Source organism: Moorena bouillonii PNG (assembly GCF_001942495.1).
Lineage (GTDB): Bacteria > Cyanobacteriota > Cyanobacteriia > Cyanobacteriales > Coleofasciculaceae > Moorena > Moorena bouillonii.
Genome location: NZ_MKZS01000001.1, coordinates 6,829,451 through 6,842,923, shown reverse-complemented (window position 1 = coordinate 6,842,923; position 13,473 = coordinate 6,829,451). Strand labels below are relative to the sequence as shown.

At 41.1% G+C, this 13,473-nt stretch carries 10 protein-coding genes and 1 pseudogene; 4 read left to right on the top strand and 7 right to left on the bottom strand.

Annotation, left to right across the window (positions count from 1 at the left end):
• Positions 1 to 266: 266 nt before the first annotated feature.
• Positions 267 to 722: an asparaginase domain-containing protein gene (locus BJP37_RS27800; protein WP_158069805.1), complete on the bottom strand. Its 456-nt coding sequence runs from the start codon at positions 720 to 722 to the stop codon at positions 267 to 269.
• A 476-nt stretch (positions 723 to 1,198) separates the two neighbouring features.
• Here BJP37_RS27800 and BJP37_RS42925 point away from each other — a divergent pair.
• Positions 1,199 to 1,405, top strand: a pseudogene (locus BJP37_RS42925) (type II toxin-antitoxin system HicB family antitoxin).
• A gap of 358 nt (positions 1,406 to 1,763) precedes the next feature.
• Entirely contained in the window at positions 1,764 to 2,051 is a 288-nt protein-coding gene (locus BJP37_RS41615; RefSeq protein WP_198954203.1) for a hypothetical protein, read from the top strand.
• Positions 2,052 to 2,820: 769 nt separating this feature from the next.
• Here BJP37_RS41615 and BJP37_RS27780 read toward each other — a convergent pair.
• Positions 2,821 to 3,963: an IS4 family transposase gene (locus tag BJP37_RS27780; RefSeq protein ID WP_075899793.1), complete on the bottom strand. Its 1,143-nt coding sequence runs from the start codon at positions 3,961 to 3,963 to the stop codon at positions 2,821 to 2,823.
• A 408-nt stretch (positions 3,964 to 4,371) separates the two neighbouring features.
• Here BJP37_RS27780 and BJP37_RS27775 point away from each other — a divergent pair, with 408 nt between their 5' ends.
• On the top strand, positions 4,372 to 4,581 hold the full coding sequence (locus BJP37_RS27775) for a hypothetical protein (RefSeq protein ID WP_143727832.1): 210 nt from the start codon (positions 4,372 to 4,374) through the stop codon (positions 4,579 to 4,581).
• Positions 4,582 to 4,595: 14 nt separating this feature from the next.
• Here BJP37_RS27775 and BJP37_RS27770 read toward each other — a convergent pair whose 3' ends face one another.
• The gene (locus BJP37_RS27770; protein ID WP_075903709.1) at positions 4,596 to 5,420 is read right to left on the bottom strand and encodes a hypothetical protein; all 825 of its coding nucleotides are present in this window, start codon (positions 5,418 to 5,420) and stop codon (positions 4,596 to 4,598) included.
• Positions 5,421 to 5,995: 575 nt separating this feature from the next.
• Between BJP37_RS27770 and BJP37_RS27765 the strand changes: the two genes are divergently transcribed.
• Complete coding sequence (locus BJP37_RS27765; RefSeq protein WP_075903707.1) at positions 5,996 to 6,619, top strand: hypothetical protein; 624 nt, start codon at positions 5,996 to 5,998, stop codon at positions 6,617 to 6,619.
• A 17-nt stretch (positions 6,620 to 6,636) separates the two neighbouring features.
• On the opposite strand, the gene BJP37_RS27760 is transcribed toward BJP37_RS27765, so the two are convergent.
• From BJP37_RS27760 to BJP37_RS27745, 4 genes are all read right to left on the bottom strand, one after another.
• Complete coding sequence (locus BJP37_RS27760) at positions 6,637 to 7,881, bottom strand: FAD-dependent hydroxylase (RefSeq protein WP_075903705.1); 1,245 nt, start codon at positions 7,879 to 7,881, stop codon at positions 6,637 to 6,639.
• 92 nt (positions 7,882 to 7,973) lie between these two features.
• Complete coding sequence (locus BJP37_RS27755; protein ID WP_075903703.1) at positions 7,974 to 8,549, bottom strand: Uma2 family endonuclease; 576 nt, start codon at positions 8,547 to 8,549, stop codon at positions 7,974 to 7,976.
• A gap of 175 nt (positions 8,550 to 8,724) precedes the next feature.
• Positions 8,725 to 9,153 carry a DUF29 domain-containing protein gene (locus BJP37_RS27750; RefSeq protein ID WP_075903701.1) on the bottom strand — a complete coding sequence of 143 codons (429 nt, stop codon included), beginning with the start codon at positions 9,151 to 9,153 and terminating at the stop codon, positions 8,725 to 8,727.
• Between the two features lie 151 nt (positions 9,154 to 9,304).
• Positions 9,305 to 13,465 (bottom strand): toll/interleukin-1 receptor domain-containing protein, encoded by a 4,161-nt coding sequence (locus BJP37_RS27745; protein WP_075903699.1) that lies wholly within the window; start codon positions 13,463 to 13,465, stop codon positions 9,305 to 9,307.
• Between the last annotated feature and the right edge of the window lie 8 nt (positions 13,466 to 13,473).

The window sequence follows — 13,473 nt, the reverse complement described above, 5'->3', positions numbered from 1 at the left end:
AAAATTAACCCAGGTTACAACAATTTTAGAGCTCGATTAAAATGCGATTACCCTGCTTTATAGTCAGCAGGTTATGGACAAAAGGGTAAAATCTTTTTTAAGAAGGCTCCACTATCTTACGGTAACTTCAAACCAGCAGTTTGCTAGTTTTGTTAAACTCAAACGTTTTGTCAAAACACCTCGCGGACCATTAAAGAAACGAGGAGCCCTCATTATTGATCGCAAACATCGTCATCTCTCAACAGCTCGACTCTTAAAAGCCCATGTCACTCAATAGTACATCTGTACACGTTGAAAGGGCTGACAATAAAAGACTCATAGCTATCGTAGGCTTCCAGGATTGCGATCGCTATTGTACACCAGTCTTTCGGCTGCAAGTTGGTACTGTCGAGAGTGCTGTTATTCGGACCAAACCCGATATCAATATAGCCAATGGTACAATCGGGATATTGACTTTGAATTATCGGCAAAATATTCTCATCAAACGCCTTTTGGAAACCAACAGTATCTAGTGGATACAGCCCATCGGGTCCCTGCACAGAACCAATGGTGCCCCCTGTGTATAAAATCCCTATGTTCATGAAACAATTAGAAAATTTGTTTGCTACTAAAGTATACAGAAGTGATGGGAAAAGGGAAAAGGGAATAGGGAATAGGGAATAGGGAGTAGGGAGTAGGGAACAGAGAACAGGGAACAGGGAACAGGGAACAAAAATTTTCACAATTCATTTAGGATCCCTATATGATTGTAAGATGCCGAAAAAAGTAAGAGAATTAAAACAAATGTTGCACCAAAGCAGAATTTACCCTCTTGCCTAAGCGAGGAAAAGGTAGTCATTATTACTGGGTGCATCCACTGATAACAAATGCTGTAGTCCTGTCTGGTAAAGATAGTAACGATCTCTTGATGCAGTCGCTCATGGGGGAAACCACGGCAGTCGCTCATGGTTTGTTCGCGAAGCGTCGGCTACGCCGAAGTTACCGTAAGACAGGCTCGCCTTAATCAATAAGTTTTAACCCTTTTCTGCAGAGCCTACCAACCATAAAGGCTCAACGTAATCAGGTTTCGTCTCCGGGGGAACCCCCAAGACCGCGCTGCCTCCCCAAGACCGCGCTGCATCGCTGCCAAACCTTATCAAGAAAAAGATGTGATAGCAGTACTTAAACAAGGGTCGCAGTTAGAACAGGGGGATGAATCATGAAATATAGTATTTTAATTCAATGGTCAGAAGAAGATAACTCTTATGTTGCTAGTTTACCGGAATGGGGTCAATAGGCTCGGACACATGGTGAAACCTATGAGGAAGCTCTTGAGAATGCTAAGGAAGTTTTAGAGGATTTGGTGTACGCCTATAGGCAAGTTAATAAAGAGTTACCAATTCCACAGATATTACAATTAGCCTAGAAGATGGAAGCGTTCGCATAAGCGCGGAAGCTGAGGCCTTTGGCCACGCTTCGCGTTCGCGTAGCGTCGGCTTTGCCGAAACGCTTCATCGCATCTACCAATGCTTTACAGATAGACTAAAAAAAAGTAGTTATTGTCTGGTGGGCAGTGGCTGATCATAGATTCACCTTCGCTGGCCAATTTCTTTGGTAGCCACTGCCCACCCTACGATTCTCTTGCCCCTCTTGCCTTTTGCCTCTTGCATGCATGCCTTTTTCGGAAATCGATGACTTTACAACCCAGATTCTACTGCTCATGAAACCCTGGGGGGGCGACGATAGCGATTGAAACGATTGATACGTCAAGAGTGTAACGATCTGTGGTAGAAAAAGATAGGTCTTTCATTGTCAATAAGACCTATCTGTTGAAAATGTTACCCTTATTAGATCAAAACCATCTAAAATTTAAACTAAAGGATCGTAATTATATTTTAGCAAATATTGTAGTTATTCTACTACAATCAATTAAAAGAGTTAGCCTGGAAAAATTAGCCAATGCTTTACCTCTTGGACTAAAGTTTGAAAGTAGAAGAAAAAGACGACAGCGCTTTTTATCTTTGCCAAAAATTTTGAAACTATTTGGTTTCCTATTCTCTCTAATTTGCTAGAAACATATTTTGTTCGCGTAGCGTCGGCGAACGCCGAAAAAAATGACCTCGTTTATATAGCAATTGATCGGACAAATTGGGGTAAAATAAACCTTTTAGTAACTCGCCTGATTTGGGACAAAAGAGCTTTTCCAATTTCCTTGACTTTGATGCCAAAATTAGGCAGTAGTAATTTTAAGGAACAAACAACTCATATCTCAAAAATAATGCCGATTTTTAAAGATTATAGAATCGGCCTATTGGGAGATAGAGAATTTTGTTCTGTTTTGAAGTTACCGTAAGACAGTTGAGCCTTATTCCACGAGTTTTAACCCTTTTCTGCATAGCCTGCCGCTATAAAGGCTCAACTGTCTAAGGTTTCATCTCTGAGGCTGGCAAACTGGTTGTCACAAAAGGATACAGACTTTTGTCTACGTCTTAAAAAAACTGAATTTATTGAAATTGAAAAACAAATTTGGACAGAGTTAGATTCTTGAGAATTAGTCCCAGGAACTTCGTGATTTTTTAAAGAAATCAAAGTAACGAAAACTAAGGGATTACCCCGTTTTAATTTGGCCGCAAAATGGAAAAAAAAGGGGTCAGGATTTGCCCCAAAAGACCCCTGGTTTATTCTCACAAATTTAAAGTCGTTAGACTTGGCAATTGCTGCTTATAAAAAACGGTTTAATATTGAGCAAATGTTTAGAGATTTGAAAACAGGTGGCTATAACTTAGAAGACACTAATGTTTCAGATAATCGGTTAATTTCCTGGGGGGGCGACGAAATAAGTTAAAACGCAGACTCTATAAGCGACCTAGCCCTTAGACCTCGTTGATAATACTTTCGTTTATTAGGATTTAGTTTCATTAATTCGGTTGCTAATTCTAGACAAATATCCTTGAAAATTCCCCAATTTTGGCCATATAAACCAATGTAAAAACTGCTATGTCTCCGCTCTATTCGACCAGATTCTTTGACACGACCAACATAGTTTTGTATTCCTTTACGTTTAATTTGCTGACCCTGAATTGTTGCGGAAGTGTAAGCTATCGCTATTAATAAAACTAGAGAAATAAACCGTTCACCATCAACTTTAGTCACCTCTAAATTATAGCCACCTTTTTTAAAATCTCTAAACATCTCCTCTATATTAAATCTTTTTTTATAGGCGGAAATAGCTGACTCGATTCTGTCGAAGTTTGTGAGTATAAACCATCCTTCTTTGGGTTCTATTCCCTTGACTTTACGTTGCCACTTACAAGCAACATTAAAACTTGAAAATCCACGGGTTTTGGTAACTTTAACTCCTTGGATAAATAAAGAAACTCCTGGTACTAAACCTAAATCATTAAGTTGAAGCCAATTATTTTTTTTATATTCAATAAATTCGTTCTTTTTTAAGCGTAAACAAAAATACACGCCCAAGTCCTGTAAGTACTTTCCTAATTTTACAGAGCAAAATTCTCTATCTCCCAACAGGCAGATTTTATAATTTTTAAAAATCGGTATAACCTTTGATAATATCCTTTGTTGTTCTGTTAAATTACTATTACCTAACTTTGGCAACAAAGTAAAATATATTGGAAACCCTCTTTTATCCCAAATTAGGCTAACCATGAATAAATTAATACGACTCCAACTTGTTCTGTCGATTGCTATATAAATTAGTTCTTCCGAGGTAAAGTATGTTTTCAAAACTTCTTCAACTATTGGGAACCAAACTTTTTCAAGGGTTAGATTTGGCAGCGATAAAAATCTTTGTATTCTTTTTCTTTTGCTTTCAAATTTAATAGGTAAAGGAAGAGCATTGGCTAACTTTTCCAAACTAACTTTTTTAATTGACTGTAAGAGATTGACGAAAATTTTTAAGAAAATATATTCGGCTAGAGTAAATTGACTTTTTAGGTGGTTTTGGTATAATGTGGGTAACATTGTCAATAGGTAGGTTTTGTTGCAAATAGAACACCTACCTTTTTTTTACCATAAAATGGTACTACCTTTACATACCAACCATTTCAGCTTGTTTCGTCACCCCTTCAGCACCTAAACAAAATTAATTTCCTACTACCAATCTCTGTAACCCTTACATCGTAAGGCTTTGAGTTTTGTAAAATGTGTAATTAATTTTGTGCACATGCTTTAGTAGAGTAGCCTGAATTAAAATTGCCCTTTGGCAGATTTAATGAACAAATACTAAACTTACTTTGATTGATGAGCAATTATTGGAGTCAAAGTAATAGTCTCAAAAATTAAGGTGTGTTTACTGAATAGGTTTTTCCACTTTGGTAAGCCATTCCCATTAGCTCTAGAGGTGAACTTATGTCCCCAAATCATAAAATTATGTCCCCAAATTATAAACTCGCAAAAGATCTCGAAGAACATGCGAGGAATCTACGACCAAAAGTAGGAAACGACAACAGTTTAGTTGATGTATATAATGCTTGTTGTACCGTTCTTGATCATTGCAATGAAAAACTAAAGGGAGAACGACCGATTCCGGGTAAATCTGGTCCAATTCCAAAAACTTGGCAACGGATCAATAAGTCCTGAATGTAAACAGACCACTAATAAGGCTTGTAATTTGTGCATTCTACCAGCACAGTCATTCTGTCCTTGACGTACTGAATCGTCTCTCTACCCAGGGTTTTTACGTCCTGATCAAGCTCATCAGACATTTGCTTTTTAATAAATTCAAGTGCCTTTTTATGGGCAATAACCTTATCACCTAATGTTTGATAAAATTGGGGGTCAACTCCAAGAGGTGCGTTATCTGTACCATCAATTATGTTTTGGCATAAAAGCTCTAAAAGTTTAGCTACATTTTTTTTAAACTTATTGATATTTTTGCGAGAAATACCATCGGATGAATAGTCTTTTGACTTTATTTCTTCAGTCCATTGATTAATCCTTTGAGTGACCCATTCTTTTGCAGTTTCACGATCTACATCTGTAGATGTAGATTCATGTTGTTTAAGACTTTCGTTCATTCCTTCCACTCCTTCTAAAACAGGCTCAGAAAAACTGTTTACTTCATTTCTGTCTTTGAATACTGATATAGATTGTTTAAGATTATTGAGTTTTAATCTTTCTTGACATTTATTTAAATCACTTTGCATTTTAGTAATTTTCCTATCTTTTTCAGCTAATTTTTGATTCTTTATTTCCTTGAACAAAACCATAAAGATATAAAAACTTATAAGAACTAGACCTACTACGATCAGAATTGGTTTCTGGCTATTGTCAGTTTTAATCTCTCCGTTTCTGATATTGAATTCTATCCCGGCACCTATTACAAGGAACATTGCCCCTAAAGCAAGAGAAATAAATTGAGTAAATAAGGGTGGTTGTTTTACTAATCCACTGAATAAAGCTGTCAATAAATCCTTCATTGCTACAAAATTTTAGAAGAGAATAATTATCTAGACATCTCGTTCACTTTGTCAATGGGTAAGGTGTGCATCTCATTTTTGCTGTTTGGCCCAGTGGTGCGTTACGGGGTGAAGCTGCTGGCGAAATAGAAGTTAACATCCAAAACACTTATTCTGCCGTTGATTAGGTTACAAAACTATAAAAGGTTTTGCGACCATTACACGGAATATCAAGGCTTTCAGCGTCTTAAGAAATATTTCGCCAATAGCATCCCACCCTGAAGCACCCTACGCAACATTTTAAAATATGAGATGCACCCATGCGTAAGTTCTATTATTAATTAATTAATTTTATGATATAGGCTGTAGATTATAATAACTTTAATTCCTTCTAGAACGCTCGTCAAGTAATAGAAGTTGATCAAATAACCAATAAGTGGCTCAAGTCAGTCAATCCAGCAACCACTTACTCTAGATAGTTCGATTCCCTAATCACCCCATCCCCCGATCATCAATAAATTTACCTAAGCAATGGTCTAGTCTTGATCCACTTGAGGAATATTTCCCCTTAATCGCTGATTTCTGGTTTCCATCCTATGCCTCTGCTCGACCCCAACCGTTCTTATAGCTTCAGTGAAATAGCCAAACTGAAAACTCCGACGGATGAAATCTTGGCAGAATATGGCTATTCACTAGAACGTAGCTTATTGGATTTACGGCAATATCGGGGTGAGTTAGATCGATTGCAGGAGCGCCAATCACGCCTCGAAGAAATTTTACCTTACCTGGATCTGAGCAACGAACAATCCCGGCGGGAGATGTTAATTGCACCTGTGATGGCAGATTTGATTCACTACACAAGGGCGCAGTTGCGAATTGAGTATTCACTCAAGGTAAGCAATCAGCTTCAAGGCGCGTTGGACTATTTGCTCAGGACAACGACTAATCTGTTAGTGGTTGAGGCAAAGCAAGAGGATCTTACCAATGGTTTCACTCAGATGGCAGTGGAACTGATTGCCCTCGATCAGTGGGAGAAATGCCCATCGGTTGAGCAACAGCCACAGCTATTTGGAGCGGTTTCAACTGGAACAATCTGGCAGTTTGGTATTCTGCACCGTCAAGACAAATTAATCACCCAAATATTGACTCTCTACCGGGTACCAACCGATTTAGAACCCTTAACCAGAATTCTGATCGCAGCGCTCTCTAGCAGCAATTGAGTGCGAGAGCCACTGCTCTATTGTTGAGCAACTTGAGGAATATTTCCTCTCAAACCAGTCATCAACTTCAAGGCATAAATCTTCACTGGACGAATCCGGCGCAGCATCCATAACCCGAGACGGCGTATCCCGACTATTGGTAACCAGTTGTTGGAAAAGATCCGATCCAGGGTATCGGTAAACCCTAAGATGACCAGATTCTCTTGCTTGCGCCAGTTTTCATAGCGCTTAAGAACCTCTATAGCTCCAATATCTTCCCCTGCTTGGTGTGCTTCACTCAAGACTTGGGCAAGGGCAGCAGCATCGCGAATGCCGAGGTTTAGTCCTTGACCACCGACAGGATGGCAACAATGGGCAGCATCACCAATTAGTGCCAATCGTGACTGAATATAGCGATCGCTCTGCATCAATTGCACTGGAAACAAATAGCGATCGCATTCCAACTCCAAGCGACCCAACAGACCACCAGTGTAGTATTCCAGCTTAGCGAGAAACTGATCTTCGTCTAGTGCTTGTAACGCTTTGGCTTCAGCATGGGGTGCTGTCCACACCACCTGGCAGCGATTCTCTGACAAGGGCAGCACCCCCATCGGACCACTAGGCCAGAAGCGTTCAAAAGCCGTATTATTGTGGGGCTTTTCGGTTTTAATCCGGGCAGTCACACAAGATTGCCAGTATTTCCAGCCACGAGTCGTAATCCTAGCCCTAGTCCGAATTTGCGATCGCGCTCCATCCGCCGCCACCACGAGCCTTGTCCTAATTCGATGCTGAGTATCACCCTCCTTGACAGTAATCTCCACCCCAGACTCCTGATAGTCTACATCCACTACTTCTGCTGGACACAGCCAGTCAACATTGGGGCAATCTGTCAAAAATTCTTGCAACGACGTTAGCACCGGACGGTGTTCTCCCACATACCCTAGGGCGTTGGTACCTAAATCTGAAGGGGAAAAATGCACCACACCGGAATGGTTAGCATCGGAAAGCCTGATCTGCCGAAATGTGCTAATCTGTGGCAGGATTTTATCCCAAACCCCAATACCTGCGAAAATACGCCCTGAGAGGATAGACAAGGCATAAGCTTGTACCCTGGCAGCTGCCACTGACTTCGGTTTGGCTTCTATGAGTAATACGCTCAACCCAGAATGTTTCAACGCACAGGCCAGGGTAGAACCAGTAATGCCACCCCCCACAATGGCTAGGTCGTAATCAAAACTTTGATGGGTTGCTGAGGTAGTTTGAATCAGCAGTTCCAGCGCCATAACTATAGTTGTAAATGTCTCAGTAAATAGGAATATATACTCTTTTTAATTTTGACGCTTTTAGATCAACCCATCAACTGATCCAATTTTCCTCAAGCTGGAAACACACGACTTAACTCTAGGGAAAGATCGCCAAGAGCAGGAATAGTAACCGTTTCATTGGGCAACACCACCCGTTTGACGCGATAGCCGAAATTTCTTTGAGTATCTTGATAGGGCTGAGTATAGCACTCTAGTTGACCAGCCACCAGGTTAACAATCCAGTAATCCTGAATTTGGTTTTCTGAATATAAGGATAGCTTTACGGTTTGGTCATACTCCAGGGTTGAATCTGACACCTCAATAACCAGCAATATATCCTTTGGATAAGGGTGATTTGGCAAGTAGTCATCCGCCTGACCCCATGCGATCGCAACATCCGGTTCCGGTTCACTGTCGTTCGATAGGATGATTGGTTCCTGTCCCCGTACCACCCCACGGTGGCCTACTAGTCTGTCCAACTCTCGCCATAACTTAGTGTTGCAAACCGAGTGGGACGTACCCTTCGCCACCATTTGTATTAACTCTCCCCGAATCAACTCCACCCGGTCATCTTCTGTTAGAAAACCATTATCAATCAAGCGATGATAGTCAGCTAGGCTAAAGCGTTTAGTTTTGATCAGGGTCATGATAACTTAACTTTAAAAATACAGCTTAATTGTATGAGGGGTTATCCGTTTCCCATTTATCAACCCGTGCCTCTAGTGCCTTGAGTTTTTCAGTCCAAGTTATGGGTTTAATCACACCAATATCAATTAATTTAATATTCACTATATTATGCTAAAATAGGCTTTAATTTTAGGATTATGGTAACCAATCCTGATCTAAAATCAATTCAAGAGAATAGGGGCAAGCCTCTGGGAAAACCGAAACAGACATTCCTGTTTGCTGGGCTGCCTTACGGCGAGCCCGCTGATAGCTTTGTTCCAGCTGCTCAGCGGGATAGCTCCTGAGACTGGGACTATCTTCAATAGCTAACTCAATCTGAGTACGAGCGTCAGTAATCGAATCCAGCCAGCTATCGGAGCGACGCTGATGCTGGTATTGCCACTTGAGCAAATGCAACAGCAGGCGAATCAATTGGCTAGTAATTCCCCGCCTTTCACTCTTGCCCAAGTCTTCAACCTCCTCAATCAGATTTTCTAAGTCAATCTCTTGCCAACGACCTTCTCGCAACAACTGTGCTGTTTGTTGTGTCCAGGAATTAAAATCTTTTGTGTATGCTTTTTCCACAAGTGTCTCTCCCTTTCTATACCCAATTTATCTCTTACTTTATTAACTCTTGCCTCTTGCCTCTTGCCTTCCCCTCCTGGGAGGGGTTAGGGGTGGGTTCCTCTTGCCTCTTGCCTCTTGCCTCTTGCCTCTTGCCTTTCCTTAATCCAGTCTATTTTGATTTGGGTTTAATACCATCACAAAGAGTGCGATCGCTTTCATCGATTGCAGAATTGTGCTTGAGATAATCCCCTACCCAATCACAAGCCCGACCCAGAAGGTCATTGAAATCTAAACTTAGATCCATATCCCACATAATCACATTGCCACTGGAGTCAGATGAAGCCAGGATTTTGCCATCGGGACTGAAACTGAGGCTAAAAACGCCATCATTATGTCCAATCAGAGTTTCAAGTTCTTGCCCCTTCAAATTCCAGAGTTTAACCGTTTTGTCACCACTAGCCGAAGCAATCATCTTGCCATCTGGGCTGAAACTGACGCTAAACACCTTACCCTTATGCCCTTTGAGAGTTCGGATTTCTTTACCGTCTCTACTCCAAAGTTTAACTGTTTCGTCCTCACTACCAGAGACAAGCATCTGACTGTCGGGACTAAAACTGACACTCCAAATTACATCATCATGACCTTTGAGGATAGTAGGAGTTAAGCAAAAAGGCAAAAAATTTGTGTTATGGTCTGAGCCAACTGCTGGTTTTAAGTTTGCTGCTTTTAAGTTTACTGATTTTAAGTTTGCTGATTTTAATTCACCATTACATAAGTTTCCCCGACTCCAAAGCTTGATAGTATTATCATCACTACCAGCAGCAATCATCATACCATCGGGACTAAAATTAACACTTCTAACCGCAGCCCTAAGCTTTTTAAACCTTTGGCGTTCTCTTCCTTTAAAAGTCCAAAGCTTGACAGCTTTATCCCAACTGCCAGATACAATCGTCTGACTGTCAGGGCTGAAACTAACGCTAAAGACTCCAGCCTGATGCCCCTGGAGTGTTTGGATTTTTTTACCATCCTTACTCCAAAGTCTAACCTTACTATCCCGGCTACCTGTAGCAATAGTTTTGCCATCGGGGCTGAAACTAACACTAAACACTGCATCTCTGTGGCTGTCTAGAACTTTTGGAGTCAAACAAAAATCCAGCACATTGATAGTTTTACTAGACCTTATTTCCCCTAATCCTTCCTTGCCACAGGTATAATCTAAATGCCATAGCTTAGCAGTTTTATCTTCACTAGCACTAGCCAAGGTTTTGCCATCTGGGCTAAAACTCACACTCCAGACATTACTCCTATGACCCTTGAAAGTGCGAGGTGTTTTCGCATATAAGCGCCAGAGTTTAATGGTTTTATCTTCACTAGCACTAGCCAGGGTCTTGCCATCTGGGCTAAAGCTAAGGTCATAAGCCCCAGCCTGATGCCCTCGGAAGGTTTGGAGTTCCGAGCCATCAAGGCTCCAGAGTTTGACGGTTTTATCCCGACTAGCAGAGGCGAGGGTTTTGCCATCCGGGCTGAACCTGACGCTTCTGACTCCAGCGAATTTCTTTGGAAAAGTCTTCAGTTCCCGACCATCAAGGCTCCAGAGTTTGATAGTCTTATCCCTACTAGCAGAAGCAATCATCTTGCCTTGGGGTGAGAAACTGACGCTATAAACCTCAGCCTTATGCCCCTTAAACGTTGCAATACTTGTCCCATCCAGCTGCCAGAGTTTGATAGTATTGTTACTTCCAGCAGAAGCCAGAATTTTGCCATCCGGACTAAAGCTGATACTGCGATATCCAGCCGCAATCCCCTCAAAGGTTTGGAGTTGGTTGCCATTGAGGCTCCACAGCTTGACAGTATTATCGTTACTAGCCGTAGCCAGCATCCTGCCGTCCGGACTAAAACTCACGCTCCGCACTCCACGCTGATGTCCTTTAAAGGTTTGGAGGTTTTTCCCGTCTAAGCTCCACAGTTTGACCGTCTTATCCTGACTAGCTGTAGCAATAGTCTTGCCATCTGGGCTGAAACTAACATTCCAAACGGTACCGTTATGTCCCTTCAAGGTTTTGAGTGCCTTACCCTTGCGGCTCCACAGTTTGACAGTATGGTCTTTACTAGCAGAAGCAATCAGATTACCGTCAGGGCTAAAACTAACACTAGTAACCCAACTGTTATGGCCTACCAAACGGTTGTATTCTCTAACCCAAGACATTGCTCCGTGCAATGCTGTCCTAACCAGACCCTCAGTTTCAGGTTTTACACTACGTATCTGTTTTTGCAGTTGCCGTGCAGCCCTGATTGCTTCGATCAGGGCATCAAATTCCTGATTTGATTCTCTCAGAGCCAGTGAATATCGACTCAGAGCATTAATGTGACCTTCCCTAACCGTTTCTGGCCGTTTCCATTGCATGAAAGCAACCAAGCCAAAGCCAACAGCTGCTGCAAATGCTGCACTCATCAAAGTAAGGGACAACCGTAAGATAACTAATCGACGCTTTTCCCGTTTTCTCAAAATCGATATGGCATCCCGACTTTTAGCAATATAGTCCTTGTGTAAAGGTGTCGCAGTCGGCTGTTTATCATTGGTCTCGGCATCAAGCAACCATTGTTGGGCAATAGAAAATTCGCTGCCACGCAACAGCAAATCTGTATCTTGGTTAGACTGCTCCCATTCCCTAGCTCGCTGCAACCATTTAGTGTGACTGCGCACATGCTCTCGGTCAGTATCAAGGGTTCTGACCAATTCACTGAAATTGGGATAAAAATCTCCTCCATGCCGGTTGAAATCAATCCACTGGATGCTAGCTAATCCAGGATGTAGCATTTTTGCTGGTACCTGTGAAGAAAGCACAGTCACAAACCGTTTATTTAATGTCTGAGCATAGTCTACCTCCCCAGCACAGTAGCGTGAATTTACCGAAGCAGGGGAAATAATAAATAAGAAATTATCAGAATGTTCAATTCCACGATAGATTTCCTCTTGAAAATCACTGCCCGGAGGAATACTTTCTTGGTCAAACCAAGTAGTTTTACCCTGTAACTGCAATGCCTCATTTAACTTCCTAGCCAAATCTGAATCAGTACGGGAATAAGAAATAAAAACGTCTAGATAAGATTCATGCTGTTGATTCCTGCTAGCCGCCAGAAATTCTTCATGTAATCCTAGGGGTGGATGTTCCAGGCGTTGCCGATTTACTTTCAGCCAGTTTTCGTAATAGTTTAAATTGTGACCCCGCAATAAAATGCTAGAATTACGGTTTTGGCTCAGCCATTTGATCGCTTTGACTAACAAAAGCTTATGCTCTTCGTAATAGAGAGCATCTTGATTTAATTCTTTTAATAATTGAGCAGCCATTAAGCGGTAGTTTCCTTCATGGTTAGACTTAGTAAAATCTAGGAATTGTAATGAACTAATTTTTGGTGGTATTTGGTCAATATCCGTGTCTTCAATCAGTAGTGATATAATCCGTTTATTGTGAGCAAAGGCGTGTTCAAGTTCTTGCTGACAGTATTTTGATTGACTCGAATTGGGTGAAATTAAGTAAATGAGATTATCAGCTTCCTCAATTCCTTGGTTGATTGCCGCTTGGAAGTCTATACCGGTTTTAATATCCGTTTCAGGTTTCCAGATTGTGATTCCTTCCCGCATCAGGGTTTTGCTAAGTTTATCCTTGATATCTTGATCTTTATCAGAATAAGAGATAAACACTTGGGTCATTAAATTATTGGCATTTTTTGTGCTTTCACAAATAAACTCACAATGTAAATCCGTTGGCACACAAGGAGCTTGCTCTTTTTTAAACCGTACCTTTAACCAAGATTCAGCTTGAATCCGTTCTGACTGGATTAACAGGTGGTTAGTTTGTTGTTGATTTCTGTCCCACTCCAGAGCTTTAACTAAAAACCGAGTATGCTGTTCTACATAATCAGCATGCTTACGGATGGAATTCATTAATTGTTTAAAGGACGCTTCAAAATCGTTGATTTTATCTTGGAAATAGATCCAGTTCAGTTTACGGATAATCGTAGGAATTTTGTCACGAGGGTATTTAACATGCACTAAAGGAATAATGCGTTTATTGTATTTAATAGCCAGTTCAATTTCTTTGAGGCAGTATTTTGAATTAACGGAATGGGGGGAAATGATAAAAATGAAGTTATGAGTTCTCTCAATGCCATTATCAATCTGATGCTGCCAATCTACAGCAGGCGGAATGTCCTTCTGGTCAAACCAGACCGTTAAGCCCAATTGTGTTAGTCTAGCTTCAAGTTTAGTAGCAAAGGCTTTGCTGTCAGCACGTCCGTAGGAGATAAAGGCATCGAAAAATATAGTCATTTGTCCAG

Excerpts from the sequence above, each read along its gene's own strand:
- BJP37_RS27745 (WP_075903699.1), bottom strand. The coding sequence starts at position 13,465 with ATGACTATATTTTTCGATGCCTTTATCTCCTACGGACGTGCTGACAGC.
- BJP37_RS27760 (WP_075903705.1), bottom strand. The coding sequence starts at position 7,881 with ATGGCGCTGGAACTGCTGATTCAAACTACCTCAGCAACCCATCAAAGT.
- BJP37_RS27755 (WP_075903703.1), bottom strand. The coding sequence starts at position 8,549 with ATGACCCTGATCAAAACTAAACGCTTTAGCCTAGCTGACTATCATCGC.
- BJP37_RS27780 (WP_075899793.1), bottom strand. The coding sequence starts at position 3,963 with ATGTTACCCACATTATACCAAAACCACCTAAAAAGTCAATTTACTCTA.
- BJP37_RS27770 (WP_075903709.1), bottom strand. The coding sequence starts at position 5,420 with ATGAAGGATTTATTGACAGCTTTATTCAGTGGATTAGTAAAACAACCA.
- BJP37_RS27765 (WP_075903707.1), top strand. The coding sequence starts at position 5,996 with ATGCCTCTGCTCGACCCCAACCGTTCTTATAGCTTCAGTGAAATAGCC.
- BJP37_RS27775 (WP_143727832.1), top strand. The coding sequence starts at position 4,372 with ATGTCCCCAAATTATAAACTCGCAAAAGATCTCGAAGAACATGCGAGG.